The organism is Paenibacillus sp. FSL F4-0087, from assembly GCF_038020215.1.
Classification (GTDB): Bacteria; Bacillota; Bacilli; order Paenibacillales; family Paenibacillaceae; genus Paenibacillus; species Paenibacillus taichungensis.
This window is the reverse complement of the sequence record NZ_JBBODJ010000001.1, coordinates 2,068,414-2,095,214: the sequence shown is the minus strand read 5'-3', so window position 1 is coordinate 2,095,214 and position 26,801 is coordinate 2,068,414. Positions and strand designations below refer to the sequence as shown.

Sequence of the window (26,801 nt, the reverse complement as noted above, 5' to 3'; positions counted from 1 at the left end):
AGAAATGAATTTTGTTTCCCCGGTTCGCTCAATTTTGTAATGTACAAGGTAGAGCTGTCTTTAATTACATCCCAAAAGTATATTCTTCAGGTATATTGTCCTATGTACACAAAAAAAGAGCCCCCTAGGGGCTCTTGAATTATCGGATTTTCACGATTCTCCGGTATTGGTATTTTCCACATCATCGCTGCTCGTCTTCGTCACATGACTCAGGAATGTGGAGACACGGCGCAGATATTCCTTCGGATGCTCCCGAAAGATCAGCTCATGATGCGCACCGTCCACAATCCATTCATCGGAATTTGAATTGGTTTGGTTGCCGGCAAGCAGCTCAGCAATCGGGTAAGGAGCTTTCTCATCCTCGGTACCATGGATGAAGAAAATCGGGAAAGGATAATCTTCTTTTTTCACTTCTTGATACGGAATCTGCTGCAATCCGGTCCCGTTCAGAATAGGGAACAGCAGGTTCATAATCTCCAGCGTAGGCTGACGTGGAAGATCAATCTGATTATGGATGTTGTGATACAGCGTATCCGGCTCAAGCAGGAACGTGCTGTCCAGAATCATAGCATCCACATCTTTGGTAATCAGCCCAGTCTGCAGGGCTGTACCTGCACCCATGGAGAATCCCCATACGACAAGCTCCTGAGCTCCGCGCTGCTTCGCAAACTGGATAGCACCAAGCAACTGCTGGGACTCGGCTTTGCCGCCTGTAGCGACAGCTTTGTTCACCTGTGAAGCGAAACCGTAATCGAACATCACCACATTGAAGCCAAGTTGGTGAGCATAATGGGCCAGGTCATACATTGGTACCCAGGTTTCTTCACGATTCGCACCATATCCATGGCTGAATATGATGGTTTTGTTTGCATTATCATCAGCCGGAATATACCAACCCTGCATCGTTCGACTGCCGTCTGCTGCCGGGAACGTGATGTCTTGATACTTCATGTTCTTCGCCTGCATGGGATTGGAGAATACAGGCGCTACAGTTGGATTGGATAATACCCAAGCAATATAACCGTGTAGTGCAATGAAACAAAAGAGCAGAAAAAATACAACGGAGAGCAACAACGCCACGACAATATGTTTGAACCGGATCAGCCTCGGTGATAACGAAGAAGGCAGATCTGACACTTTCGTTTGCAGCGGGGCTTCGCTCTGGGATGTCGGATACATGATTGCCCCTCCTTTAAAAATCAAATGAAGATAACAACGAGACGAACAGAGCGGATAAATGATTTTTCTGACTACTTATGAAGCAAAATCTTAATTTAATATATCTTTATCGTATGTTCCAATATAGTCAAAGTCAATTGATTGAGGCCATTTGTTACGCAATTGTTATATAGTTCTGAAGATATATGGGTAACATTTCCTTAGGGTGCAAAATGCAGGGGATTCTAATTTATAAAAAGAAAATATTTACAAATATCCCTATTCCAAATGGCGCTTTTTGGTTTACAGATGAGACCGTTTCTCATATAATTTATGTAACCAAGTTTCATGTGATGAAACATGAGGAGGGCAACTTGCCATGGAAGACCGAAAGTTAACCGTCCGGGCTGTAGAACGGGCGCTGGATATATTATTGTGTTTTACAACCCGCAGTGATCTGGGACTCACGGAAATTGCCAGCCAGATCGGTCTGCACAAAAGTACAGTCCATCGTCTGATGGCTACTTTGGAGGACAAAGGGTTCGTAATCCGGGATGCTGCAACTGAGAAGTATCGACTCGGCATACGCATCTGGGAACTGTCTGCCCATATGTCTCGCAGCGATGATCCTGCCATTTTGCTCCTTCCTGCGATGGAGCGGCTCAGAGATCGACTGGGCGAAACCGTGAGTTTATATCTGCGTGATGGCAGTGAGCGGATTCGAATTCAAGCCGTGCAGAGTGATCAGGCGATTCGTCGTGTAGCTCCGGTGGGCGTCAGACTTCCGTTATCTGTGGGAGCATCCAGCAAAGTGCTGATGGCTTTTGCCACCGAAGAGGACCGCGAAGATCTGATGAATGGACCGGAATGGCCAGTATTTATCGATCCCAAAGTATATTTGGCACAGATGAAAGACATTCTGGAATACGGCTACGCAACAAGTTATGAGGAACGTGAACCGGGAGCCGCAGCAGTATCTGTACCCATAATGGATCGGAAAGGCAACATCGCTGCTGCCCTGTCGGTATCCGGGCCTGTTAGCCGTCTCTCGCAAGAAACGTTGCATGAATACGCACCTGTGTTGAAGGAAGCTGCTACGCAGATGGGGCTTATGCTATCCTGATCTTATTTTCTGGAATTTAAAGGTTGTTTTTATGATTCGGTTGCGCTACTCTGTAATGGATGGCCCAACAGGGTCAGCATAATTGAATATGAATCTGCGGCCTAGATGCTGCAACTTGTTAACGTTACTGGGGGAGTCCGAATTGTCCGGACTGAGACGGAATCGCATGAGATTCCGGACCCTTTGCACCTGATCTGGATCATACCAGCGTAGGGAAGTAATCGGCGATACGATCACGAACACCATATAATTTAACCTATAGATAGGCTCCACTAAGGAGTCTCTATAAGGTGTGTTATTGGTGATGGAGATAAGCCGGTTCCCTTGGGAACCGGCTTTTTTTATACAGTAAACAGGCGAAAGCTGGTGTCAGAGCTGCTTTTGGATAAAGAGCTGGGAGCATTGGCGAGCATTGGGTTCCGATATCTTTTGCCTCGTATGTCTGTATTACTTGAATTGTATGTCTCTATTTTGTGTTGTAGGGTCGCTCTTTCTTTTTCTATGTTGTGGATGGTTTGGAGCCGTGTGCAAGTATTTCAATCCAGGCAAACACTAATGAGGAGGAGACAAGAGCGATGAGTACAGGAAACCGAACGATGGGACAGGACAAGCAGGATCAGCAGTTGGCAAAGGGAAAAGGTACGGCAGGACGGGTTCAGCCCTTCCCGGGCAGCCGCAAAGTTTACATTCATGGCTCACGACCGGACATTGCAGTACCGGAGCGTGAAATTGCCCTTCATGACACCAATACTCCTCAAGGAGTGGAGTATAACGAACCGCTGCGTGTCTACGATACGAGCGGACCGATGACCGATCCCGGATTTCATGCCGATATCCGGGCAGGGCTGCCAGTGCTGCGTACCCGCTGGATTACGGAGCGTGAAGATGTTGAAGCCTACCAGGGACGAACGGTAAAACCGGAGGATAACGGATTGAAACCAGGAGGGAAGCGAACTGGAGCCGAGAAGTATCCAGGCTTGCGTGGTAAACCATTGCGGGCAAAGGCAGGGCGCTGCGTGACCCAGATGCATTATGCACGGCAGGGACTGATCACGCCGGAGATGGAGTTCGCCGCCATTCGTGAGGGTGTGGAACCGGAATTTGTACGGCAGGAGCTGGCGAGTGGCAGGGCCATCCTACCGTCGAACATTAATCACCCGGAGAGTGAGCCAATGCTGATCGGGCGTCATTTTCATGTGAAGATCAATGCGAACATCGGAAACTCTGCGGTATCCTCCTCCATCGAGGAAGAGGTGGAGAAGATGACTTGGGCCGTACGCTGGGGATCGGATACGGTGATGGATCTTTCCACAGGCAAGGACATTCATACGACCCGCGAATGGATTATCCGCAATTCACCTGTACCGATTGGAACAGTACCGCTCTATCAGGCGCTGGAGAAGGTCAATGGAGAAGCTGAAGCACTGACCTGGGAGTTGTATCGTGACACGCTCATTGAGCAGGCAGAGCAGGGTGTGGACTACTTTACGATCCATGCAGGCGTGCTGCTGCGTTATATTCCGATGACCGCCAAACGTATGACAGGCATTGTGTCACGGGGCGGGTCCATCATGGCAGCATGGTGCCTTGCACATCATCAGGAGAATTTTTTGTATACCCATTTTGAAGAAATCTGCGAGATTATGAAAAAGTATGACGTGGCGTTCTCGCTCGGAGACGGACTTCGCCCAGGAAGCATCTACGATGCCAATGATGAAGCTCAGATGGCTGAACTGGTTACGCTTGGAGAACTAACACAAATCGCCTGGAAGTATGATGTGCAGGTGATGATTGAAGGTCCAGGGCATGTGCCGATGCACAAGATCAAGGAGAATGTCGATCTGCAAATGGAGATATGTAAAGAGGCGCCGTTCTATACGCTGGGACCGCTGACGACCGATATTGCACCAGGATATGACCATATTACCTCGGCAATTGGAGCAGCGATGATCGGTTGGTTTGGTACCTCCATGCTCTGTTATGTTACGCCAAAAGAACATCTGGGCCTGCCCAATAAGGATGATGTGCGGGAAGGTGTTATCGCCTACAAGATCGCTGCTCATGCCGCTGATCTGGCGAAAGGTCACCCGCGTGCCCAGCGGCGGGACGATGCGCTGTCCAAAGCACGCTTTGAGTTCCGCTGGCGCGATCAGTTCAACCTTTCGCTGGATCCGGAACGTGCGCTATCCTACCACGATGAGACGTTGCCGGCGGAAGGGGCCAAGGAAGCCCATTTCTGCTCCATGTGTGGGCCGAAATTTTGCAGCATGCGCATTACGCAGGATATTCGTGCTTTTGCCGCAGACAAAGGTTTGTCCGAAAATGAGGCCGTGGCAGCGGGTATGCAGGAAAAGGCTGAGGAATACCGGACACGCTCTTAGGCGTCGTTACAGCGTAATCTGGGCAGCCTGACATGGCGAAAAGCTGTTCTTCTCCGTGATTGAGGAGAAGAGCGGCCTCTTACTTGGTATGTGTTGCAAACACTTAACTTTGAAGCACAAGGATAGCGACACAACATATTTTATCAGTTATAGGTTGATTGTCTGCCAGATGTTTAATAAAATGAATATAAGTGAAAAACAAATAAGAGTAGCCAGGCCAATGGCTACTCTTGCACAGCATTTGCGGTGGGTATTCCTCCAAGTGCAGCATAGTTCGGACGAAGTGACCCGTCAGGCCGTCAACCTGTGGCGGGTCACTTCTTTTTACGGTCGATGTATGTCAGGAGCGCAATAATTAACATTGCGAACACGATTACGTCGTTGAAAGAGAAGTTCATAGAATCACCTCCCACCGGAGGCAACCTATTTCCCACCACAAATTGGCTGTACAAAATGATTATACCATTCGGAAGTCTCTCATTCGAGAGTCTTTTTATTTTGCTTCATGAGTTCAACACCTAATGTTTGGCCAAGCTCAACTTCTTCTCCAAATACGATGCAAGCCTTGCCAGCGGGCTATAGATCAACAAGCCTGTGTCTGTTGTGACCCGTACTGCTGCGGGAGCCATCGACAGTTGAGCTGCGACTACCGTGTTATCCGGGAACTGCTCAGCAAGTTGTTGTAACCCGGTGCTCACTGCTGCAAGATAACCTTCCTTATCGCCTCGCATAATTAACTCGAATGTGCCCGGGATCAGTACTGCTTCAGTCTTTATGGTCACGGCCTCGTGTCGCTGCTCATCTTCATCATCTTGCTGCAAAGCTTGATTCACCCGCGCCATCGTTCCTTCAATCGTTGCAGGGTTAGTAAACGCTAGAATGTACTCGTCAGGATTCTGCTGCATTTCCTGAAGTAAGGGATCATCAATACCAACCACGGGTACGGGAACATGTTGTACCTCCTGCTCAAGTACGGCTGCAAACAGGGTACAGGTGACAAGGATGGCGTCGGCATGACAATGTGCGATCCATTGCAGCGTTTGTGATACTTTCTCATGTATAACTGCTTCGGTGAAATCAGCATCATGTTTGAGGCGATCCAGCCCCGGATCGACATAATGTACAAGTTCAACCTCATGAGGAGCGAGCGCTTCTTCAATCAGTGAAATGTTGGAATAGTGAGCGTGAAAACAGCCAATGGTCATCATCATACTTGCCCCCTGAAATGGATTATGTCTCATATAATTTCCGCAGATATTTAACCCATTATAGGGATGTGACAATAGACTGTACATATTTAAAATACGGAGGTAGCAACATTTATCGTGAAAACGCGAATAACCGTTCATCCACAACTTCGCAGAGGAACGGTGCAAACCACGTAAGCGATTCTCAATTCGCACGTCATTTCATTTATCGCATAGAAGGGGCAGCATTCTTTTTAGCCATTTTTTGTTGCAAAATTTCATGAAAGGATAGACCTTGAGTGTTCTCATTCTCCTTTTTGGGAGCAGTGGTCGCCGTGTTGCGCGGATATTGATGGTGGTACGGGATCATTTGCTGAATAGGCATGCGGATCATCTTGGTTCCTCCTTTAATGCATTTTTGAATATGCATATGTGATTATTAATAGGTTATGTATTCCGACGGGTTATCGTCTCTGTTACGCAAATAGGTATATGTGACTTGTTAGACGAATCAAGCAACTTTAAGGTGTAATTCCAATTGGATTGTAGTGATTTTACCCCGTATTCAGGAGATGTAAACGTTTTTAAGTAAATTCAGGAGAAAAGGACCGCATATGTGAGGTTTCGTATGGGAGGATAGAAGCGGTTGTTAAGTGAATAGACCCAGTTTTGGGAATGCCAATTGTGTCGAAATTAAGACATATTGTCTGGTTGTATAGGTACGGTGCAAGCTAGCTAACTTGGTACCATGGTCGGTTGTCGGGTGCATATTAGGGCATTTTTCGATGGATAGACAAAGGTGAAACGCCAAAAAGCCGTCAGGAAAACCTGACAGCCTAACAGCATTTTGTATAAATCCGTGAGCGTTATTCCATTGCTGGGATATAGATCGAAACGGTCCAATTGAAATTAAGAAATGACCATAATCACTTTTTTTCTTATTTTTCTTGGCGAACAGCGATATACAAGTCCACTTGTACGTTCTCAGGATCGAGGCTTCGTTCATCATACAATTCGAAATCTCCGGTAAACGTGCGCTCCCCCTGATTGTTCCAGGCCCACACCGCACCCCAGGCCTCACCTACAACCTCGCCCATCGGGCCCTTTCTGGAGGTGAACACCGCATATGTTGCAGGCGGCAGGTCAACGGAACTCACTCCCTCAGGCAACGCTTCATCCAGACCCACCTCATGACCCACCAGTATGGTGTATTCTCCATTTATGCCATCTGTATAATTAGCGTAACAGCCATAGCGGTTCGCTTCAGGGGCAGGCTGATGATCTGAGGCGAAGTAGCTGTTCCAGAGTCCCTGAATACAGCCTTTGCCACTCATCTCAACGGCATTGGTTGTTCTGGCGGACACACCTGCAAGGCGCTTTCCTGGCAATGTGACGTACCGAATGGGCTTTGTGGAAAGCCGATTGTCGCGAGTTTTTTGATTAAATTCAACGGAATCATCCGAATTTTCTGCCCCAAATGTCACGTTCCGTTCTGAGCCGGAGGCATTCCATCTTTTCAAAAAAGGAAGCTGGTTACGCAGCATCGCCCTTGCTGATTCCTCGTCCATACCTTCCTGATTCAAGATGGCAGTGCACATTTCAATCATGCCCTCCAGCGTAATATCGGGCTGCTCGAACTTGCCTTCTTTATAACAATAGATACAGTATTCGCGGGTTGTAGTACCATCCGTTTCTGTTCCGAATTGAGCAGGGGTAGTAAGTGGCATTCCGCAGCTTTGGCATACTGTGACGTTCATGATCAATTCCTCCTCGTTATGTACAACTTGAATATAGTAGAAGTATAACGTGAGGAACTGGACACCTGTCTGTCAGGTTAGGGGTGGGGCTTTATAATTTTGTACAATTTGTTCAGCAATTCTAAGAATCTCTTCCCGAATATGCAGAGGCTCCAGCACTTCGACATCCGCGCCAAATCCAAGAATGAACCCATACAACCAGTTGTCCTCCGGGAATGCGACTTGGCTCATATAATACCCCTCACCATCAGAAACGACGTTCTCTATGCCAAACCATTCCTCTGCGATGTGACGGATACGAGCATGGAATCTCAGGCTCAGGGCCACTTTATTATCTGGAGTTGCCCACTCTTGCTGCCAGGGCCTGTCCTGCAGGTTGATCGGCTTGCGTTCGAAGCTTCCTTGGGCAAGGACGACATCTCGCATGCGGACTAGCTTGAACATGCGGAAATTGTTGCGTTCGTGACAGAACGCATAGAGATACCAGGAATGCTTTTTGAGCACAAGGGTATGCGGATCGGTCGTTCTATGAGTTTGAGTACCTTCTGCACTACAATAGGTAAATGTAATGGGCCGCAGTTGATCCATGCCCTGTTCAATGAGTTGAAGTTTCATTTGCAGTTCTTCGGGATGGGTCCACATCGAATAATCTACAATGAAGCGGCTGGTATTGGCCTGGAAATCCTCATTTTTGGCTTCAGGCACGATACTGCTGAGTTTCTCCATTAACAGATCCCGTGCTACATTCGTATGGGAGGTGGAGACACTGCGCAGCGCAGTGACAATAGAGGCCAGATCCTTGTCGGTCAGTACGTTTCGATCAAGCCGGTAGCCCTCTGCCAGGCCAATACCACCGCTTGCGCCCTGATAGGTGACGACAGGGATACCTGCCTGGCCCAGCGTGTCTATATCTCGGTAGATAGTACGGATGGATACTTCAAACGTATCAGCCAGATCCTTTGCCTGTACCCGGCCACGATTGATTAACAGCACAACAATGGCTAATAAACGGTCGAGTTTCATATATTGGATTCCCTTCAATCATTTATAAGTTGGATTCAGATATGTTATATTGTTGAGCATCACATATAGGAGTGGAATAAGCAATGAAGCGTATTACGATTTTGATCGCAGATGATGAAGTTGAGATCGCTGATCTGGTTGCATTGCACTTGCAAAAAGAAGGTTATCACATCATCAAGGCATTTGATGGGAAAGCGGCGGTCCAAGCCGTTCAGACACAAGCAATAGATTTGGCCATCTTGGATATTATGATGCCTGGTATGGACGGATATGAGGTAACCCGCAAAATTCGGGAGCAGTATCACCTGCCTATCATTTTTCTAAGCGCCAAAACCTCGGATATGGACAAAATCACCGGGCTCGTGCTGGGCGCAGACGATTACATGACGAAACCTTTTAACCCGATGGAGCTGGTTGCGCGGGTCAATTCCCAGCTGCGTCGTTCACTTCAATTCAGCCAGTCTGTACCGATTCAGCGCTCCATTCTGGAGAAAGGCGGGCTCATTATTTCGCCAGATCAACATAGTGTCACTCTTTATGGCAAGCCAGTAGAGTTAACACCGAAGGAGTTTGACATCCTGTATCTGCTCGCAAGTCATCCCAAACAGGTGTTTAGTGCGGAGAGCATCTTTGAACAAGTGTGGGGAGAGGCTTATTATGAGAGCGGCAATACCGTAATGGTTCATATTCGGACCCTTCGCAAGAAACTGGGCGAAGATGTGGGCAAGAACAAGTTTATCAAAACGATCTGGGGTGTGGGGTACACGTTTAATGAATAAACGCAGAAGTTTTCGAACGACCATGATTCTGTTGCTTGGTTTAAGCATGTTGGCATCCGGTGCGATTACCTTTGGAGTATATAAAGTGATGCAATACTATTACACTGGTGTGCGTGCGGAAGATCAGTTAGCGGAATATCGTCACTTTATGAGAAGTATAGGAGATATTTACTTTTTCCTCATCTTGTTTATACCGCTTGCCATCCTGTTTTTCTTCTGGTTTACCAAGCCGTATGTTACCTACTTCAAAAATATCTCCACAGGTATCCGGCAACTCGCAAATGGTGATTTCCAGCACCGTGTGCAAATTTCGACGAAGGACGAGCTGGGCGCGATTGCTGAGGATATCAATCTGGCGAGCCTGAAACTGAGGGAAGCAGTAGAACGGGGAGATTTTGCGGAGAGCAGCAAGGACCAACTGGTTGTAAACCTGGCGCATGATTTACGTACCCCGCTAACATCAGTATTGGGTTATCTGGATCTATTGATGAAGGATGATCAGCTGACGGAGGAGCAGGTCAGACACTTTACAGCGATTGCTTTTGCCAAATCCCAGCGTCTTGAGAAACTGATCGATGATTTGTTTGAGATTACACGGATGAATTATGGTATGTTGTCGATTGAAAAAAAGAAACTTGATCTTAGTGAACTGCTAAGGCAGATGAACGAAGAGCTCTACCCTGTTTTTGAAAAGAACCACCTGGTCACCCGACTGCATATCGATTCCGAGTTAACCATTTTCGGCGATGGTGAGGTGCTTGCCCGCGTGTTTGAGAACCTGTTGATCAATGCAGCGCGTCATGGTACAGATGGTCTTTATGTGGATATCCATGGGCACCGTGATGCAGGACAGGTTATCATTCAGGTCATGAACTATGGGGGACATATTCATCCGGATGATCTGCCTCATATTTTTGATATGTACTATACCGGAGATAGTGCACGGACACCTCAGGAAGGTGGAACAGGACTGGGGCTATTTATCGCCAAAAATATTGTGGAGCAGCATGATGGGTCTATTTCGGTCCAAAGTGATATCGTACGGACCGTATTTGAAGTGCGGTTACCAGCACTAGAATGAAGTAAAAGACTGAATTTAAGAAAAACTTTAGAATTGCCCTGCTTTTTTTTAACTAGTTTTCTCTATCCTTGAATGACGAGGTAAAGGAGGAGCATGGAATGAAAAAGTGGGGATTTTTGATATGTATCATTGTACTGGGATATATCTTTTCCAAGTCACCCGCCCTGTTTGAACAGAAGGAAGAGGCGAATCTAGAAGTTCAGGATACGGGTGAAATTCGTGCAGGCTATACCAAAACAATTCATGTGGATATGCAGAATCAAGTACATAAAGGGAATTTATTGCTCGTCAATTCGGAGTATCCCGTTCATGCGGAGGGGATTAGAACCGATATTGTCAATCTGGCTGAACAACATGAACTAATCCGGGGATACGGATTGCTGGATCAGAATATTATGTTGTCAAAGTACGTAGCGCAAGCGTTCCAGAAGATGGTTGAAGCTGCTGGGAAAGATGACGTACGATACTTCATTATTAGCAGTGGCTATCGGGACTTTACGAAACAGGAGCAACTGTATGAGGAAAAGGGATCGGACTATGCGCTTCCCGCGGGACATAGTGAACATAACCTGGGCTTGTCCATGGATATTGGCTCTACGCTGGCTGCTATGAGTGAAGCACCAGAAGGAGCCTGGCTTGAAAAGAATGCATGGAAATTCGGATTCATCTTGCGTTACCCAAAGGATAAAGTGGACATCACCGGCATCCAATTCGAACCATGGCATTTCCGCTATGTGGGATTGCCGCACAGCGCCATTATGTATCATAATCATCTGGTATTGGAGCAATATTTGGAGCTGCTGCAGCAGAAAAAGAGCATTTCCGCTGAAGTCGGGGGCGAGCATTATTTTATACGTTATTACGATGCATCCAAAGATGAGACCATTAATATACCTGAGCATGGTCAATATGAGATATCGGGAGACAACATGAAGGGAGTTGTCGTGACGGTGGAGGAATAAACAACAAGAAATACGTGGAGGTTCATATATGAATCCAAAAGAGTTCAACATGAAGATGATCTGGGTCGCGGCATTGATCATCTATCTGTATCTGCTAACCAAGCTGATATTATTCAAGGGACACACGGTGGATTGGAACATTGTGAGGGTTCAACTTATGGCGATCGCGCAGCAGCCGGATCTGATTCATACGCGAACTGTTAATCTGACGCCATTTCAGGAAATCTCGAGAGACTGGCATAGCCTGTCGTTACATCGTCCAGGTACCGCAATTCATTTGTTAGGCAATGTCATGGCCTTTATCCCACTGGGTATTTTCATTCCAGTGCTGATGGGGAACAAGCTGTTGTCAGGGGCCAAAGTACTCGTACTTTCCTTGCTCTTAAGTTTTGTTTTTGAAGCGACACAGCTATTGACGGGCATGGGCATATTCGACGTGGATGATCTTATGTTGAACACTGTTGGTGGAATGGTTGGTTATGTCCTATATACCATGCTTATCGGTCTGAAACGTATGATTGTGGGAGGAACAGCAAGCACTGCGAAAAAAGATTATAATTCCAATCAGAGTCGGGTGTAAGGAGGGAAAGTATTTGATGATTTTCTTGGTTGTTCTAATGATTGGCACAGGAATGGTGTTTATCGTTCGTCCACGTTATGTTACTCATTCTTCGTCAGAGGATGGAACCAACAACAATCAAATTACCTCCAGATGGATTGGGTACACACTGATCATAATGTCCTGTCTGTTTGTGGTCATGGCCATACTGCAATCCCTGGATCAAGCATCTCATTACATTGGACATTAAAAGAAGGTGTAGAGGCATTACATAGCCTTTGGTATATTAATAAAAAAAAGCTCCCCGTCACCGTGCAGAGCGCACGTGGCGGGGAGCTTTCTGTATAACTTAATTGCATTAAATATCAATGCGATTAAGATTTTTTCATCATTTGACGCAATACGGTTTGCAGGATACCACCGTTATGGTAGTAGTCCACATCAACCATGCTGTCCAGACGAGCGATAACAGGGAAGTCGAACTTGGTGCCGTCCTCACGAGTTACGGTAACCGTCAGTTCTTGTCCTGGTTTCACATCATTGCTCAGACCTGTGATGTCATACGTTTCACGACCGTTCAGACCGAGGCTGGACCAGCCATGACCTTCCTGGAATTGCAATGGCATTACGCCCATGCCCACCAGGTTACTGCGGTGAATACGCTCGAAGCTTTCTGCGATAACGGCTTTGACGCCAAGCAGGAATGTTCCTTTTGCCGCCCAGTCACGCGAGCTTCCTGTACCATACTCTTTACCAGCGATAACGATCAGGTTCTGTCCCTCGTCCTGATACTTCATGGAAGCATCGTAGATGGACATTTCTTCGTCTGTTGGCAGGTATTTCGTAATACCACCCTCAGTACCTGGAGCCACTTGGTTACGAATACGAATGTTTGCAAACGTACCACGCATCATAACTTCATGGTTACCACGACGGGAGCCGTAAGAGTTGAAGTCTTTGCGTTCTACGCCATGTTCTTTCAGGTACAGTCCAGCTGGACTGGATGGTGCGATATTACCCGCTGGTGAGATGTGATCCGTTGTTACGGAGTCAGCAAGCAATGCCATAACACGTGCGGAACGAATATCTGCGATATCAGTCAACTTGTCGCCAAGCTCCTGGAAGAATGGTGGATTCTGAATGTATGTGGAGTTTGGATCCCACTCATACAATTCGCCTTCCGGTACTGGGATCGTATTCCAACGTTCGTTAGCTGTAAATACGTTCTCGTATTTGTTGCGGAACATCTGTGCATTCAGCGAGCTAGCGATGGTATCCTTGATTTCCTCGGAGCTAGGCCAGAGGTCTTTCAGGAATACAGGTTCGTTGTTGGTATCATAACCGATTGGATCGGTTGCAAAATCAATATTAACGGTACCCGCGAGAGCGTACGCCACAACGAGTGGCGGAGAAGCCAGATAGTTGGCTTTGACCTGCGCGTGCACACGACCTTCAAAGTTACGGTTACCGGACAATACAGCCGCTACCGTCATATCGTTCTCGGCAATTGCTTCACTTACTTCGTCTGGCAGTGGGCCAGAGTTACCGATGCAAGTTGCGCAACCATAGCCGGCAACGTTGAATCCGAGTTTGTCGAGATATTCAATCAGACCTGCTTTTTCCAGATACTCGGTAACAACGAGGGAACCTGGAGTCAAGCTGCTTTTCACGTAGCCAGGTTTAGTCAGACCACGTTCAACAGCTTTTTTCGCAAGCAGACCTGCTCCGACCATAACGCTAGGGTTGGATGTGTTGGTGCAGCTAGTGATTGCCGCGATAACGACAGCACCAGCACTCAGTTCGCTAGTTGAACCGTTAGGGTGTTTCACAGGCACTTTCTCAGCGATTTTCTCGTCGCTCAGACCATAGCCACCTTTGTCGATCGGCGTGCGGATAATGCTATTGAAACCTTCTTTCATTTGAGTCAGCTCGATGCGATCCTGTGGACGTTTTGGTCCGGCAAGACTTGGAACAACGGATGCCAGATCCAGTTCGATCACGTCTGTAAACTCAGGATCTACCGTATCCGCAGTACGGAACATGTTTTGAGCTTTGTAATAAGCTTCGACCAGATCCACCTGTTCGTCGGTACGGCCGGTATTACGCATATAGTTCAGTGTTTCGCTGTCAACAGGGAAGAAACCAATTGTTGCGCCGTACTCTGGAGCCATGTTGGCTACCGTTGCACGGTCAGCCAGGCTGATGTTGCCTAGACCAGGTCCGTAGAACTCGACAAATTTACCGACAACGCCTTTTTTACGCAGCATTTGGGTAACTGTGAGTGCCAGATCCGTTGCCGTTGCGCCTTCGCTCAGGCTGCCTGTCAATTTGAAACCGATAACGTCCGGTGTAACAAAATAAAGCGGTTGGCCCAGCATACCTGCTTCAGCCTCGATCCCGCCAACACCCCAACCAACAACGCCGAGTCCGTTGATCATGGTGGTGTGGGAGTCCGTTCCTACGAGGGAATCCGGGAATACAACAGTTTCACCGTCAATAGTTTTGGTTGCAGCCACGGAAGCCAGATACTCCAGGTTAACTTGGTGAACAATCCCTGTGGATGGTGGAACTGCACGGAAGTTGTTGAATGCCGTTTGCGCCCAGCGCAAGAAACGGTAACGCTCTTCGTTACGCTCGAACTCAACCTTGATGTTGTAGTCAAGTGCATCGTTCGTTCCGAAGGCATCAACCATAACAGAGTGGTCGATAACGAGATCGACGGGTACGAGTGGGTTGATCTGTTTTGGATCGCCGCCAGCTTTTTTCACGGTATCGCGCATTGCTGCGAGGTCAACGACCACGGGTACACCGGTGAAATCCTGCAGAACGATACGTGCAGGAATAAATGGAATTTCTTTGTTATTGTCACGGCCTTCTGCCCAGCCGGTCAGTTGTTTTACATGTTCTTCGGTAATAGCACGTCCGTCGAATTGACGAATAGCTGCTTCGAGCAGCACTTTAATGGAGAAAGGAAGCTTGGAAAGGTCGCCGTAGCCGCCTTCCTGAAGAGCATCTAAACTGTAGTAGCGATAAGACTTGCCTCCGACCTCAAGACTGCGGGCCGCGGAGAAATGATTCTTGGCTGACATACATGTACCTCCTTAAAATGTGTCGGTGAGATGAAGAAAACGTTCATTTAGGTGAAGAACAGGCCTTCATCGTTCCGTGTCCTTGTTCGATAGTTTCATTAGGTGAAACGTAATTTCATAATCGTAACTTTAGTTTTAAGTATAACGTTTTCAGCTCCGTACGTAAAGGGCTTTTTGCCTGTCCAGCCAAGCTATTGAGAGATTGAATGCGTTCTCAATTAATGGGAACGGACGCGATCTCTTCCGTACGCATTATCCCCCATAATAAGGCTTCAAAACAGAACCAGACACATACAACCGAAATTCTCTCATATAAATAAAAAAGAGTTTTCATGCAATGGATCATTCCGGACAGAACTCATGCCAAAGGGGGACACAGGCTTGGAACGCGAATGGAAGAGCGCCTTATATACCTACGTGAACCAGTATAATCGCTGTGAGATCGACTACCGCCCACAGACAAGCGAACGGATTGTCACCGATCCGGAATTTGTGATGGAACGGGGAGAGCGGATGGCCAGACTGGACCAATGGTACCGCAAGCGGCGGGCCGTGCCACTTCGCAGTGAGACCAGCGCCAAGCTTGTGCGGACACTTATGGATGGGGCAGATGAATCGATTGTCGATGTACAATTGTACAGCAGGCTGTTCTATGAGAAGAATGGTTTGACCCATCGGGAAGACCGGATTGAACGGGAACGCCTGACCTTTCTTAGGCAAGGTGGAGTTTGGACCATTGCACGTGTAGAACGTGAAGTGCCGGAGCGTCGTCCGGTAGGAGAGGGCCGTCCTTTTCAACAAGCCGATTTTGTACAGGCGATGAATCGGCCGCTGCTTAACCGAGAAGTATTGGGACAGGGGAGGAGATCGAGGCAGCAGCTGTACCGCAGAGATCTGGCTGTCGCCTACGCGGACCGGTGGTGGAATGCGGGAAACCCGGCATTTGAGGAATTCGAAGTAGATTGCACCAATTATGTGTCCCAATGTCTCTTTGCAGGGGAAGCACCCATCCACTATACTGGTAAAAGAGAAGCAGGATGGTGGTACAAAGGCTATGTAAATGGCTCTGAAATGTGGAGTTACAGTTGGGCCGTGTCCAATAGTTTGGAGCGTTATTTATCCGGCAGCAGCTGGGGATTGTCAGCAACCGAAGTGGATCGTCCAGAGCAGTTAATGCTGGGAGATGTAATCCTTTACGACTGGGACGGGGACGGCAGGTTTCAACACAGTACCGTTGTGACCGCTTTTGATGCGGGAGGTATGCCGCTTGTGAACGCACATACAGTCAGCAGTCGCCACCGTTTTTGGGATTACCGGGATTCTTACGCTTGGAACGAGCGGACGGTGTACCGGCTTTTTCACATTGCAGATGAGTTTTGATGGTCAAAGATTTTACGGGATTCGGTGACGTGGACATCCGGTTCCGTGTAAAATAAGTCTAGATAACAGAATAAAAAGTGGTGCTGAACATGACAGACATGGCAGTATCATTGCACAGATAATCGGAGGTTACGCATGAGTATGGATAAATTAACAGTAGGCGTCGTTTACGGCGGAAAGTCAGGCGAGCATGAGGTGTCGCTGCAAACGGCGTTTGCTGTAACGAACGCATTTGATTATGAGAAGTATGAACTGGTTCCTTTTTATATCTCCAAGCAGGGTACGTGGAAAAAAGGATCCGTCATGCACGCGCCATTCGCGCAGATTGAAGATTTGAAGCTGGAGCAGGCGGCGGGTGGAACTCAGGAAGCGCTGAACGCGCTGTTCGGTCGTTTATATGGTGGAGAAGAGGCGATGGACGTCATGTTCCCACTACTGCACGGTACGTTTGGTGAGGATGGCACGATTCAAGGGATGTTCGAGATGGCGGATATGCCTTATGTTGGCGCAGGTGTACTCGCTTCGGCAGGCGGCATGGACAAAGTGGTCATGAAGAAACTGTTCGCGCAGGCCGGAATCGACCAATGTGCCTTTACGTATTTTAACGCAACTCAATGGAAGCAGACCGAACATGAAATGATCTTGCAGGTGGAAGATCAACTGGGCTATCCGTGTTTCATTAAACCGGCCAATCTCGGTTCCAGCGTAGGGATCTCGAAGGCGCGTAACCGGGATGAACTGAAGAAAGCCGTGGAGTTCGCTCTCCGATACGATACAAAGGTAGTCATTGAGGAGTTTGTAGAGGCACGAGAAGTTGAAGTCAGTGTGCTCGGTAATGACGAACCGATGGCTTCCGTACCAGGAGAAATCGTATCTTCCGGTGAATATTATGATTATGCAGCCAAATACATCGATGGTCAGTCTCAGATGCTGATCCCTGCTCCGCTAGACCCGGAAGCCGCAGATCGCATCCGCGAGGCCGCATTGCAGGCATTCCGTGCGATTGAAGGCAATGGTATTTCCCGTGCAGACTTCTTCATTCGCAAATCGGATGGGGCATTGCTTATTAATGAAGTAAACACCATGCCTGGTTTCACACCATACAGCATGTACCCGCTCTTGTGGCGTGAGACGGGCGTATCGTATGCCGAACTGCTGGATCGTATGATTGAGCTGGCTTTGGAACGCTACAACCGCAAGCAGGCGCTGAACTACGAGAACGGCGTACACGCGTAGCCTAAGGACGACATTATAAGGAGGGGTATGAATGGGATTTCAGACCGAATTCAATTCCGTGTGCAAGTTCAAGAATGAACAAGAGCTGTTCGAATTGCTTGAGTACGGCCGTGGCAAAATGGTCAAACAAGGTTTTCGCGTATTTCCTACCGGACAGAAAGTCATTGCTTACACACCGGATAACGTGGCCGTAGCCATCGTAAAAATCGTAGTCTCCATTGCTGAGATTAACTTCCAGGGTCAAGAAGTGACCGAAGTGGAGATGCAATTGATCCGTAAACTGAACGAGGAAGAATCACGCATTCAGACTGCTCTCGCGGACGAGATGTTCTTTGGTGAACAGGCTCAGGGGTAGTTTGTTACATGTGTACCCGAACGAATGGACGGATTTGTCCTAACACGATTATGGTCACTCTTTTAGGGTAAAACTTGGTTATATAAAGTGAAGGGAAGACTGCCGGCTTCATATGCCGGGAAGGAATCCCGCCCTAATAGAGAGGAAGAAATTCATGCTCGTACGTTTTGGCTATGTGGCAATGTCTGTGCTTGTGGAGAATGCTTCACCTTCCCGGACGATGACTATGTCCAGCTTTAAGAAAATTGATGATAGGGAAGCGGCAATTCGCAAGCTTGAACGGATTGCGGCCGAGAATTTGCATAATACATTACGTTTGCTCAGACACAACAAAGGAAGCCATATTCATGTATATCGTTTCTCTTCCAAATTAATTCCGCTGGCAACGCATGAGGATCTCAGTGATTGGGACCCGTTTCCCGCACTTAAGCAGGATTTTGCCGCGATTGGCGATTTTGTGAAGGAGAACGAGATGCGTGTGTCTTTCCACCCGGATCATTTTACGGTCCTCAGTACGCCTCGGGAGGAAGTGCTGCGGAACTCCATGCGCGACCTTCGTCATCATGTACGTATGCTGGATGCCATGGGGCTGAATGCTACTGCCAAGAACAATATACATATTGGTGGTGCATACGGGGACAAGCCTAGTGCAGCGCTACGTTTTGAAGAAAATTTTCTAAAGCTGGATCGGGATATTCAGGAACGGCTGACGCTCGAAAATGATGACAAAACGTTCAATGCTCCCGAGACCCTTGCGGTATGTCAACGTATGGGGCTGCCCATGGTGCTGGATATCCACCATCAATGGGTGAACAATGAAGGCGAACATCCGTGGGATCTTTGGCCGGATATATTGAAGACGTGGGAGTCCCCGCTTGCTCAAGCGGATTCACCGGCAGACAAGCCTTTACCGCCCAAAATTCACGTCTCCAGTCCAAAGAGTGAGAAGGACCTGCGAGGACATGCGGATGGGGTTGAGGTGGAACCATTGCTCGCTTTTTTACGTCATATTGCAGCAGATACGCCTGCCCTTGATGTGATGATTGAGGCCAAACGCAAGGATGAAGCTCTGGTGCAGTTGATGCAGAAACTAGCATTCTATCACGAAGAGGGTGTGGAGTGGGTGGACGAGTCAACGGTTATCATTCATCTGTAGCGCCAAAAGGGGCCTGGGCAACGAGAAACTTTACGACCCTCGGGGCGTATACTTTTAACAAGTATTTTAATTTTTCGTAGATTGATATAGAAAGTAGAGTGAACGCTTTGAATGAGAAGGAAAAAACACCTTATGTCGTGACAAGCAAAAGCTATACTGCCGTCGCCATTAATGCAGCTTCCAAAGCTGGAGAGTGGATCAAGAGTCGTCTCGGAACTGTGGGGGAGCCTGGAACCAAGTATTCGCCGCAGGATCTTGTTACTGAAGTCGATAAAGGTGCAGAACAGATGATCCGCCGCCTGATTCTGACGCATTTCCCCGATCATGCCATTCTGGGTGAAGAAGGCGTGGAACCAGGACCGGAAGCATCAGCGAAGGCACTGAAAGAAGCTGAGGAAGAAGAGTTTCTCTGGATTGTGGACCCTGTGGACGGGACGACGAACTTTGTACACGGTTTTCCGTTCTATTCGGTATCCATTGCCTTGGCTCATAACGGGGAAGTGATTGTGGGGGTAATCTACGATCCTTCCCGTGACGAGATGTTTGTTGCGGAAAAAGGAAAAGGTGCTTACGTGCACGGAAACCGGATGCTTGTATCGGGTGAACAGGAGCTGGCACAGAGCCTGATTGCGGTTGGCTTCCCAGCGGATACAACCTACGCGTTGCCGATCAATATGGCTGCTGTTCAGGCACTTGCACCGCAAGTACGCAGTCTGCGTGCGGGTGGTTCTGCGGCTCTACATTTGGCATATGTTGCGGCAGGTCGCCTCAGCGCTTATACCGAAGTCGGACTGAAGCCATGGGATATTGCCGCAGGTGCGCTGCTGGTTGAGGAATCCGGCGGTCAGGTTACTGATACCGTAGGAACGCCATACCAACTGTCGGTGAGTCATGTGGTTGCCAGCAATGGCAAGATTCATGATGCATTGACAGATGTGCTGAAGAAAGCAAACGCAACAGGTCTGGAGTAAAATTTTAATTCAAAACAGACCACATTGTTTAGGTGGTCTGTTTTTGAATTTTTAAAATAGTAGTCTAAGTCATATCATTAGATTTATAGAAAATTAATCTAATGATATGTGTTTATAGTTTATGAAGCAATCTAATGTGGGCTGAGAGAGAAAAGTTAATAGAACTAGAACATTCAAACCGAGGCTTGATATCATTTTTGTAATAAAAATTCTAAGCAGCTTAAAAGTTCTGATTTATCATCTAATGAGAGTAAATCATCCTTATTTTCATTAACTTTATAGTAAAAGAAAACAGGAAAGTTACCTTGATTTATTCTACTTATTTTAGCATTTGCATACCCTAGATTTTTAAGGTTATTTTTAAAGCTATTTTGCTCTTCTAAAGAGGAAGCATTGTTTTTGCTTCTTAATAGGATATAGATGTGACTAATTTTGTTTTTATTAAAGTATATGAAGATATCATCTTCTATCTCTTCAAATGTAACTGATATATTATTTCTAAGGTGAAGTCTTTTTTTATTTATAAATCTTCTTAATACTTTAGATTCTCTAATTTTCTGGATTTTATCAATTATCTGTGTCTCAATAATTTGTTCATTATTTGTCAGAGTAGTTGTAGTGATTAATTCTGAACTGTAAAGGTTATTTTTATAAAAAGTGTGTTTGAAATTATTCTTCCATATATCTTTTTGTACTTTTATTAGTTGTCTATCAATCTCTTTCATTAATTCTTTACTGTCGATTATTGAGTTTGTAATAAATTTACTTAAACTCGAAAATCCTGTTGTAGCCCCAAGGAAACTGTAAGTTAAATAGGCATCGGATATATTGTTCTCATTTAAAATCATCTCTAATTCTTCTAATTTATTTCCCCTCATAATGTATATGAGATAATTTTTTAAAACAGATGACTGTACATCCTCGAAACTTAAATTATAATTTTTCTCGATAATTCTATCACTTATTTTATTGATATCTTCTGTAAAACTTTCTTTGTATTTTGTGGAATCACTAACAATATCTTTTATATAACTTAATGAACTTATTATTTCATGTTTACTTAGAGGATTATCATTTTGATGATTATTAATTAGATAATTAATAATCATATTGAAAAGGTTATATTCCTGTTTATTTTCAAAGATATTAGATACACGTATATTACCATTTGATAAATTATCAATTATTTCAACAAAATTTGAGCTTTCTTTGTTTTTTTCTTGGAAATTAAGTCCTTTTTCATAATTTTTCATTGCACCATTTAATTGCTCATAAGCTATTTCGAAGTAAGGATTATTTTTAGTATTAATTTGTTTAAGAAGCTTATTAATTTCATCAATTATTGGTGATGAGGAATTTAAGTTTCTCATTTCCGTATATTTAATGAGGTAAGCATAAATAAGTCCTTTGATTTTATTAAAAAATTTATCGTTATTTATTTCATTATTTGTATTAGTATCTGAATAATTAGGGTAAATCAGATAATCTAAGTTAATCTTTGTAAGAGATGCTTTATTTATTAAGCGGAAATTCTCTTTATACTTAAAGACAAGTTTTGTTTCCTCGACTAATCTTGATTTAGCAATTACCTGTTTTAAGTGATTCTCTGAAATGAAATGGAATCTCACTTTATCAGGATGGAAATATATTGTCTTGTCTACAATATATACATTTTCAGAAGCTTGAAATGGAGATATAGAACTTAAATCATTAAATTCTATAATTATTGGAAACTCCTCAAGTTCAGAATTAGAGTTTTCAATTAATTCAAAAAAAGGAGGGGTTGAAAAGAATGTTAAATAGTTATCATCAAATGATAACTCTGTAGTAAAGTTCCTCATAGTCCCATAATTTCTTTCACTGTAATAACATTTGGGAGAGATACTCTCTGTTGCAAACATATCATTAAAATTGAGAGAAGTGGTGGGAAAGTATAATTTCAAAAAGATTACCCCCTTAAAATATTGCTTGAATCTATCTGCTTTCCTAAATTTCGTGGTATTTTTGCGATAAACGGAGAAAGATTATTGCTATAAAGTATATCAAGTGTTTCGCTAGCTCTAGTAGTTGCGACATAAACTGCCTGTTGATAATTTAGTTGACTTGTATTTATTTCACAACTTGGCATGAATACATGTTCGAATTCAAGACCTTTAGAACTGTGATAAGTCATTAATTTGGGTATAGGTGAATAAAAATCTAATGAACTATCATTGTTTTTCCCATTATTCACTTTGTATTCAACTTCGAGCCCTAACTTTTTCAATTCATCTGCTATTTTTAGTAATTGTTTGTTAGTATCAACAAGTATACCTACATCTCTCCAATACTCGGATTCAATTATTTTTTTTATACATTTTAGTTCTTGGGAAAGAGAACTACATTTTATTATTCGGGGCAGCTCCCCCTCATCTTTAACACAACTATTTACCAAATCTGTATCATTTTTAATGTGACTTGCGAAACGAGCAATCGCTTTTGGAAGTCGATAATTCTTCAATAGTTTTTTATGATTGTTCGAGGGAATACCAGATAAAATGCCCACATCCACTAGATTCAAGCCTTTCTTATATAGTTGTTGAGCATCATCACCAAACAAAATTAAATTTTTCTTGAACATTGAAGTTAGCTTTCTCAGTTCATCTTCAGAAAAGTCTTGAACTTCATCAATAATAAGATAATCAACTGTTGTAAACCCACTATTGTCTAATTGGGCATAAATACAAACCCTGCTCGGATCGAGTTTTAATTTTGTCAAACCACCCTCAACAAAAGATTTGAGAGCAACCGTATAAAGAACAATTAAATAATCTGATTCTCCCATTTCTTCCAACTCTTTAGCCTTGTGCAGTGCTAAAACGGTTTTCCCACTTCCAGCGCCTCCGTCAATAATGTAATTACCACTTTTCAAATTTCTGATTTTATATTGTTCATCATCTAGGGAAGATTCTTGAACTAACCAACGTCGATCTACCACATCGTCAATATCAAAATTCACATTACTCCCCCTCTAATATACTAGAAGTATTTTTTTGTTTATGATAACATATAATTAACCAAATTGGTTAATCTAATTATGTCAAGGGGAATAAAAGTGTGGACATTTTATTCAAAGACGAAGATCAGAAAGAAGTTTTTAATAATGAAAGATTATTAAAGTCAAGGTATGGACAGATGGCAAAAGTTATTACAAAAAGAGTGGACCAATTAAAGGCAGCTAATTCCGTTGGTGAATATATGTCTTTTAAGATAGGAAATCCACATTTTTTAAAAGGCCCATATAAACATTGTATAGGAATAACCTTAACAGGGAATTATCGATTAATAATTGAACCTATTTATGAAGAGGGTACAGATTTTTCAAACTTGAATTTGTATACTTTAAGAGTAGTAACCATTATGGAGGTGGAAGACTATCATGGGAGATAACCAATATTTCGCGGGAATAGCTATACCACCAGGCGAGACTCTACAAGAAGTTCTAGACGAGAACATGATGTCGCAAAAAGAATTGTCTCTAAGACTTGGGTGTAGTAAAAAACATGTAAACTTAGTTATAAAAGGTAAGGCGGCTATAACTTCAGATTTTGCTGTTAAATTAGAAGATGTCTTGAAAATCCCAGCAAACTTTTGGATGCAACTTGAATCGAATTATCAAGAAACCTTATCAAGATTAAGTGAGATTCCTCAGATTCAAGAAGAAGAGGCTTTTTTGAGTAAGTTATCCTATTCAGAATTAGCGAAACATGGATGGGTTGAGGAATCAAAATCAGTTTTTGAACAGATAAAAAATTTAAGAGCTTTCTTTGGGGTTGCTTCCCTAGAGTCTGTACCATTAGTACAACCTGTGGCTTTTAGAAAATCTAACCAATATACAGCTGAGGATTATGCAATTGCAGCTTGGATTACACAGGCTGAGAATAAAGCCAAAGAAATAGATGCATCCCCATTTGATAGTACTAAATTAAAAAAATCTTTAGAGTCTTTAAGAACTTTGACAATAAGACCCTTAAAAGCTTCTTTCGTTGAATTACAATCGCGTTGTGCTGAATTTGGTCTAATTGTTGTAGTTGTGGATCATATTTCTAAAACTTATATTAATGGAGTAACTAAATGGTTGCCTAATAATAGACCATTAATTGCACTAAGTATACGTGGTGGGTATGAAGATATCTTTTGGTTTACATTTTTTCATGAAGTGGGGCATGTTTTACAGAATAAAAAGAGTGAGACGTTTATTGATATGGAAGACCACGATTTAAATGAACTGGAAAAAGAAGCTGATCTATTCGCTCTGGAAACATTACTCTCCTCAGAATTGTACGAAGAATTTGTAAATTCCGGAAAATATAAAGATATAGGTACTGTGAGGGAATTCTCTAGAAAACAAGGTGTCCATCCAGGGATTATAGTGGGGAGACTAATGAAAGAAAAATATGTGGCCTACAGCGATACAAAGTTCCAAAAAATTAGAGTCAAAATATCCAAATAGGCTAAAAATCTCTATATTATCTCTTTCTTTGTTATGTGCAACTATTTTCCAAATTGAGAATCTTTTTTATTGGGAGATATTGTTTCAATTCAATTCTAGATAAGGAGCGAACAACAATGGATGAATCCAAAGAACTGGAACGACGTTTGAGTGATATGCTGACTGAAGGGGACATGGAGGAGTCCGGTGATGCTGACAAACGTGAACGTCAGCTGATTCCCCCCAAGTACGAGGTGCGCATTCAGACAGAACGGGACCCGATTGTTGAAGAAACGTTGAAGTACCGGGACATGGCACGTGAGGTGGACGATCGCTACGATCGTTACCTAGAGCGTTCTGCCGGGAACAAACCGGATACCGACCCGAATGGTTCTGATTCTGGAGACGCGAATAAATCAAAGTTTTAACGAGTGGACATCTTGCTTATACTCAACGGATAACAGACTTGCCTAATTAGGGGAGTCTGTTTTTCGTGCGGGTAGGGGTGCAGACGACAACACCCCTTTAATAATGTTAGAATAGAGTTACACGAACTTCTGTCATCGGAGTGAACAGTGTAATATGTAATTATATCTTATTATATAGATACGAGAAAAAAGGAGTGTTCTAAGAATGAAGCGTAGACGCATATGGAGAAGTACCGCCGCGGGATTAACGGCAAGTATGCTGGCAGGGATGCTGATTTTGGCATCATCCGCACAGTCTGCTCATGCTGCAGATAGCAATACGTTACCAGCGGGAAGCGTAACATCATCGTTGCCTTTACAGAAAGATGCGGTAGCGGTAACCAAGGATTTCCGCCTCGTCACATTGGGGGATTCCATCACTGTAGGGTATGAGCCGAACCTGAAAGAACTGCCATACGGTTATGTAGAACGGTTGCAGGAACAAGGTCTGTTACACGGACGTACTCAGGTGGACAACTATGGTATTGCCGGTTTGAAGAGCAGTGGTTTGAAAAACTTTGCAGATGCGATTAAAGAAGGGAAAGCGCTCACTTCCGAAGCTATTCAGCCGAGCCTTCCTGATCCAAGAGCGGTACAAGTTGGAGCCAATATTGCTGCCATCCGGGAGAGTGTAGCTGGAGCTAATCTCGTTGCCATCACAATTGGCGGGAACGATGTATCCGAGTTGCTCGGTTCAGCAGATAAGTTGAGTGATGCAGAACTGGAAGCCAAAGTAAAGGAATTGCTATCTTCTTATACAGCCAATGTTAGCGCAGTTATCAATGATATTCATGAGATTAATCCTAATGCCAAAATCGTAATCGCAGACCAGTACCAACCTATGCCTGAAGTAGCTGGCAAAGCGCTCTATGCGAAACTGATGGAAGCTTCCCAAGGGTTTACTGCGACCATTGATGGAATTGCGACTGAATTTTCCGCTAAAGGGATTGATGTAAAAGTAGCTCATGTCGCCAAGGAGTTTGTTGGCGGTGAAGGCACGATGACTCATATGATTAAGGACCGCGATTTCCACCCGAATCAGTTCGGATATGAAGCGATTGCCCAAGTATTCGCAGAAACAATCTGGGGCGATTACACCAAACTGACGGCTCCTGCTGCAGGCCAACCGATGAATATCATCGTCAGTGGTAAAACGCTGGATACACCGTACAAACCAATTAACCGCAATGGTAAGAACTTTGTGGCGATCCAGGATATCGTGAATGCCGTTGGCGCAACCACGGTATGGGATAACAAAACCTCAACCGCAACGATTACATACGGAGATCGGAAGGTTGCTGTTAAGATTGGTGCAACGGCTGTTCAGGTGAATGGTGCATCCGTAGCCGTGGATACACCCGCATTCCTGAGCAAGGTGGGTACAGAATCCAAAACGTATGTACCTCTCGCCATGGTAGCCGAGGGTCTTGGCTTTGATGTCCAGTATGTAGCCAAGTTAAAAACGGTATTTGTAAATCCATAACAATAAGTAGTACTTTTATACACTATTTAGCATGATATCGAACAGCCAGATTCCTTGATCCTTTCAGGGAAACTGGCTGTTTTTGCGTCTGTTTTCATGCAAGTACAAAGAGACACACCTTCGAAAATGACCTAAAATGTTGCATAAATATGACTTGTCATCTGACCATGGATGTGTAAATAT

At 44.8% G+C, this 26,801-nt stretch carries 24 protein-coding genes, 1 pseudogene and 1 riboswitch; of the genes and pseudogenes, 17 read left to right on the top strand and 8 right to left on the bottom strand.

The window, feature by feature from the left end; genetic code table 11:
* Positions 1–150: 150 nt before the first annotated feature.
* Positions 151–1,179, bottom strand: a complete 1,029-nt coding sequence (locus tag MHB84_RS09740) for an alpha/beta hydrolase (RefSeq protein WP_076290486.1) — start codon at positions 1,177–1,179, stop codon at positions 151–153.
* 358 nt (positions 1,180–1,537) lie between these two features.
* Here MHB84_RS09740 and MHB84_RS09735 point away from each other — a divergent pair, with 358 nt between their 5' ends.
* The 3 genes from MHB84_RS09735 (at position 1,538) to MHB84_RS09725 (ending at position 5,017) form a co-directional block, all read left to right on the top strand.
* Positions 1,538–2,281: an IclR family transcriptional regulator gene (locus MHB84_RS09735; protein ID WP_063568040.1), complete on the top strand. Its 744-nt coding sequence runs from the start codon at positions 1,538–1,540 to the stop codon at positions 2,279–2,281.
* Positions 2,282–2,400: 119 nt separating this feature from the next.
* Positions 2,401–2,514: riboswitch (TPP riboswitch) on the top strand.
* Between the two features lie 363 nt (positions 2,515–2,877).
* Positions 2,878–4,662: a phosphomethylpyrimidine synthase ThiC gene (thiC, locus tag MHB84_RS09730; RefSeq protein WP_076290734.1), complete on the top strand. Its 1,785-nt coding sequence runs from the start codon at positions 2,878–2,880 to the stop codon at positions 4,660–4,662.
* A gap of 181 nt (positions 4,663–4,843) precedes the next feature.
* The gene (locus tag MHB84_RS09725; RefSeq protein WP_341143033.1) at positions 4,844–5,017 is read left to right on the top strand and encodes a hypothetical protein; all 174 of its coding nucleotides are present in this window, start codon (positions 4,844–4,846) and stop codon (positions 5,015–5,017) included.
* 163 nt (positions 5,018–5,180) lie between these two features.
* On the opposite strand, the gene MHB84_RS09720 is transcribed toward MHB84_RS09725, so the two are convergent.
* The 4 genes from MHB84_RS09720 to MHB84_RS09705 form a co-directional block, all read right to left on the bottom strand.
* The gene (locus MHB84_RS09720; RefSeq protein WP_083679004.1) at positions 5,181–5,870 is read right to left on the bottom strand and encodes a hypothetical protein; all 690 of its coding nucleotides are present in this window, start codon (positions 5,868–5,870) and stop codon (positions 5,181–5,183) included.
* A 205-nt stretch (positions 5,871–6,075) separates the two neighbouring features.
* Complete coding sequence (locus MHB84_RS09715) at positions 6,076–6,243, bottom strand: hypothetical protein (RefSeq protein WP_161490662.1); 168 nt, start codon at positions 6,241–6,243, stop codon at positions 6,076–6,078.
* Positions 6,244–6,787: 544 nt separating this feature from the next.
* A complete protein-coding gene (locus MHB84_RS09710; protein ID WP_076290484.1) occupies positions 6,788–7,606 on the bottom strand; it encodes a zinc ribbon domain-containing protein in 819 nt (272 codons plus the stop codon).
* Positions 7,607–7,678: 72 nt separating this feature from the next.
* Positions 7,679–8,629, bottom strand: coding sequence for a helix-turn-helix transcriptional regulator (locus tag MHB84_RS09705; RefSeq protein ID WP_076290483.1), 951 nt, complete (start codon positions 8,627–8,629; stop codon positions 7,679–7,681).
* An 83-nt stretch (positions 8,630–8,712) separates the two neighbouring features.
* On the opposite strand from MHB84_RS09705, the gene MHB84_RS09700 reads away from it, so the two are divergent.
* The 5 genes and pseudogenes from MHB84_RS09700 (at position 8,713) to MHB84_RS09680 (ending at position 12,260) form a co-directional block, all read left to right on the top strand.
* Positions 8,713–9,408 (top strand): response regulator transcription factor, encoded by a 696-nt coding sequence (locus MHB84_RS09700; RefSeq protein ID WP_076290482.1) that lies wholly within the window; start codon positions 8,713–8,715, stop codon positions 9,406–9,408.
* Positions 9,401–10,489 carry a HAMP domain-containing sensor histidine kinase gene (locus MHB84_RS09695; RefSeq protein WP_076290481.1) on the top strand — a complete coding sequence of 363 codons (1,089 nt, stop codon included), beginning with the start codon at positions 9,401–9,403 and terminating at the stop codon, positions 10,487–10,489. The genes MHB84_RS09700 and MHB84_RS09695 overlap by 8 nt, the downstream gene beginning before the upstream one ends.
* A gap of 98 nt (positions 10,490–10,587) precedes the next feature.
* Positions 10,588–11,248, top strand: a pseudogene (locus MHB84_RS09690) (M15 family metallopeptidase); the annotation flags it as partial.
* 231 nt (positions 11,249–11,479) lie between these two features.
* Positions 11,480–12,031: a VanZ family protein gene (locus MHB84_RS09685; protein WP_076290479.1), complete on the top strand. Its 552-nt coding sequence runs from the start codon at positions 11,480–11,482 to the stop codon at positions 12,029–12,031.
* A 13-nt stretch (positions 12,032–12,044) separates the two neighbouring features.
* Positions 12,045–12,260, top strand: a complete 216-nt coding sequence (locus MHB84_RS09680; RefSeq protein ID WP_143764776.1) for a hypothetical protein — start codon at positions 12,045–12,047, stop codon at positions 12,258–12,260.
* 124 nt (positions 12,261–12,384) lie between these two features.
* On the opposite strand, the gene acnA is transcribed toward MHB84_RS09680, so the two are convergent.
* A complete protein-coding gene (gene acnA, locus MHB84_RS09675; RefSeq protein ID WP_076290477.1) occupies positions 12,385–15,099 on the bottom strand; it encodes an aconitate hydratase AcnA in 2,715 nt (904 codons plus the stop codon).
* A 381-nt stretch (positions 15,100–15,480) separates the two neighbouring features.
* Between acnA and MHB84_RS09670 the strand changes: the two genes are divergently transcribed.
* The 5 genes from MHB84_RS09670 (at position 15,481) to MHB84_RS09650 (ending at position 20,197) form a co-directional block, all read left to right on the top strand.
* Positions 15,481–16,479 (top strand): amidase domain-containing protein, encoded by a 999-nt coding sequence (locus tag MHB84_RS09670; protein WP_373561765.1) that lies wholly within the window; start codon positions 15,481–15,483, stop codon positions 16,477–16,479.
* A 135-nt stretch (positions 16,480–16,614) separates the two neighbouring features.
* On the top strand, positions 16,615–17,715 hold the full coding sequence (locus MHB84_RS09665; RefSeq protein WP_076290475.1) for a D-alanine--D-alanine ligase: 1,101 nt from the start codon (positions 16,615–16,617) through the stop codon (positions 17,713–17,715).
* A 31-nt stretch (positions 17,716–17,746) separates the two neighbouring features.
* Complete coding sequence (locus MHB84_RS09660) at positions 17,747–18,070, top strand: hypothetical protein (RefSeq protein ID WP_053779624.1); 324 nt, start codon at positions 17,747–17,749, stop codon at positions 18,068–18,070.
* Positions 18,071–18,224: 154 nt separating this feature from the next.
* Positions 18,225–19,226 (top strand): UV DNA damage repair endonuclease UvsE, encoded by a 1,002-nt coding sequence (gene uvsE, locus MHB84_RS09655; RefSeq protein WP_076290474.1) that lies wholly within the window; start codon positions 18,225–18,227, stop codon positions 19,224–19,226.
* A gap of 107 nt (positions 19,227–19,333) precedes the next feature.
* Entirely contained in the window at positions 19,334–20,197 is an 864-nt protein-coding gene (locus MHB84_RS09650; protein WP_445322125.1) for an inositol monophosphatase family protein, read from the top strand.
* Between the two features lie 191 nt (positions 20,198–20,388).
* On the opposite strand, the gene MHB84_RS09645 is transcribed toward MHB84_RS09650, so the two are convergent.
* A complete protein-coding gene (locus MHB84_RS09645) occupies positions 20,389–22,140 on the bottom strand; it encodes a hypothetical protein (RefSeq protein WP_341143032.1) in 1,752 nt (583 codons plus the stop codon).
* A 5-nt stretch (positions 22,141–22,145) separates the two neighbouring features.
* Positions 22,146–23,195, bottom strand: coding sequence for a 3'-5' exonuclease (locus MHB84_RS09640; RefSeq protein ID WP_076292274.1), 1,050 nt, complete (start codon positions 23,193–23,195; stop codon positions 22,146–22,148).
* 98 nt (positions 23,196–23,293) lie between these two features.
* Between MHB84_RS09640 and MHB84_RS09635 the strand changes: the two genes are divergently transcribed.
* From MHB84_RS09635 to MHB84_RS09620, 4 genes are all read left to right on the top strand, one after another.
* Positions 23,294–23,626: a hypothetical protein gene (locus tag MHB84_RS09635; protein WP_076292273.1), complete on the top strand. Its 333-nt coding sequence runs from the start codon at positions 23,294–23,296 to the stop codon at positions 23,624–23,626.
* On the top strand, positions 23,616–24,689 hold the full coding sequence (locus tag MHB84_RS09630; RefSeq protein WP_076292272.1) for a helix-turn-helix domain-containing protein: 1,074 nt from the start codon (positions 23,616–23,618) through the stop codon (positions 24,687–24,689). The genes MHB84_RS09635 and MHB84_RS09630 overlap by 11 nt, the downstream gene beginning before the upstream one ends.
* A gap of 116 nt (positions 24,690–24,805) precedes the next feature.
* Positions 24,806–25,096 (top strand): hypothetical protein, encoded by a 291-nt coding sequence (locus MHB84_RS09625; RefSeq protein ID WP_076292271.1) that lies wholly within the window; start codon positions 24,806–24,808, stop codon positions 25,094–25,096.
* A 205-nt stretch (positions 25,097–25,301) separates the two neighbouring features.
* Positions 25,302–26,618, top strand: a complete 1,317-nt coding sequence (locus tag MHB84_RS09620; protein WP_076292270.1) for a stalk domain-containing protein — start codon at positions 25,302–25,304, stop codon at positions 26,616–26,618.
* Positions 26,619–26,801 lie beyond the last annotated feature (183 nt).

Bases quoted from the DNA above. Each gene is read 5' to 3' on its own strand.
- acnA (WP_076290477.1), bottom strand. From the start codon at position 15,099: ATGTCAGCCAAGAATCATTTCTCCGCGGCCCGCAGTCTTGAGGTCGGA.
- thiC (WP_076290734.1), top strand. From the start codon at position 2,878: ATGGGACAGGACAAGCAGGATCAGCAGTTGGCAAAGGGAAAAGGTACG.
- MHB84_RS09740 (WP_076290486.1), bottom strand. From the start codon at position 1,179: ATGTATCCGACATCCCAGAGCGAAGCCCCGCTGCAAACGAAAGTGTCA.
- MHB84_RS09735 (WP_063568040.1), top strand. From the start codon at position 1,538: ATGGAAGACCGAAAGTTAACCGTCCGGGCTGTAGAACGGGCGCTGGAT.
- uvsE (WP_076290474.1), top strand. From the start codon at position 18,225: ATGCTCGTACGTTTTGGCTATGTGGCAATGTCTGTGCTTGTGGAGAAT.
- MHB84_RS09705 (WP_076290483.1), bottom strand. From the start codon at position 8,629: ATGAAACTCGACCGTTTATTAGCCATTGTTGTGCTGTTAATCAATCGT.
- MHB84_RS09620 (WP_076292270.1), top strand. From the start codon at position 25,302: ATGAAGCGTAGACGCATATGGAGAAGTACCGCCGCGGGATTAACGGCA.
- MHB84_RS09700 (WP_076290482.1), top strand. From the start codon at position 8,713: ATGAAGCGTATTACGATTTTGATCGCAGATGATGAAGTTGAGATCGCT.
- MHB84_RS09660 (WP_053779624.1), top strand. From the start codon at position 17,747: ATGGGATTTCAGACCGAATTCAATTCCGTGTGCAAGTTCAAGAATGAA.
- MHB84_RS09710 (WP_076290484.1), bottom strand. From the start codon at position 7,606: ATGAACGTCACAGTATGCCAAAGCTGCGGAATGCCACTTACTACCCCT.
- MHB84_RS09720 (WP_083679004.1), bottom strand. From the start codon at position 5,870: ATGATGACCATTGGCTGTTTTCACGCTCACTATTCCAACATTTCACTG.
- MHB84_RS09685 (WP_076290479.1), top strand. From the start codon at position 11,480: ATGAATCCAAAAGAGTTCAACATGAAGATGATCTGGGTCGCGGCATTG.
- MHB84_RS09695 (WP_076290481.1), top strand. From the start codon at position 9,401: ATGAATAAACGCAGAAGTTTTCGAACGACCATGATTCTGTTGCTTGGT.
- MHB84_RS09625 (WP_076292271.1), top strand. From the start codon at position 24,806: ATGGATGAATCCAAAGAACTGGAACGACGTTTGAGTGATATGCTGACT.
- MHB84_RS09725 (WP_341143033.1), top strand. From the start codon at position 4,844: ATGAATATAAGTGAAAAACAAATAAGAGTAGCCAGGCCAATGGCTACT.
- MHB84_RS09630 (WP_076292272.1), top strand. From the start codon at position 23,616: ATGGGAGATAACCAATATTTCGCGGGAATAGCTATACCACCAGGCGAG.
- MHB84_RS09665 (WP_076290475.1), top strand. From the start codon at position 16,615: ATGAGTATGGATAAATTAACAGTAGGCGTCGTTTACGGCGGAAAGTCA.
- MHB84_RS09715 (WP_161490662.1), bottom strand. From the start codon at position 6,243: ATGATCCGCATGCCTATTCAGCAAATGATCCCGTACCACCATCAATAT.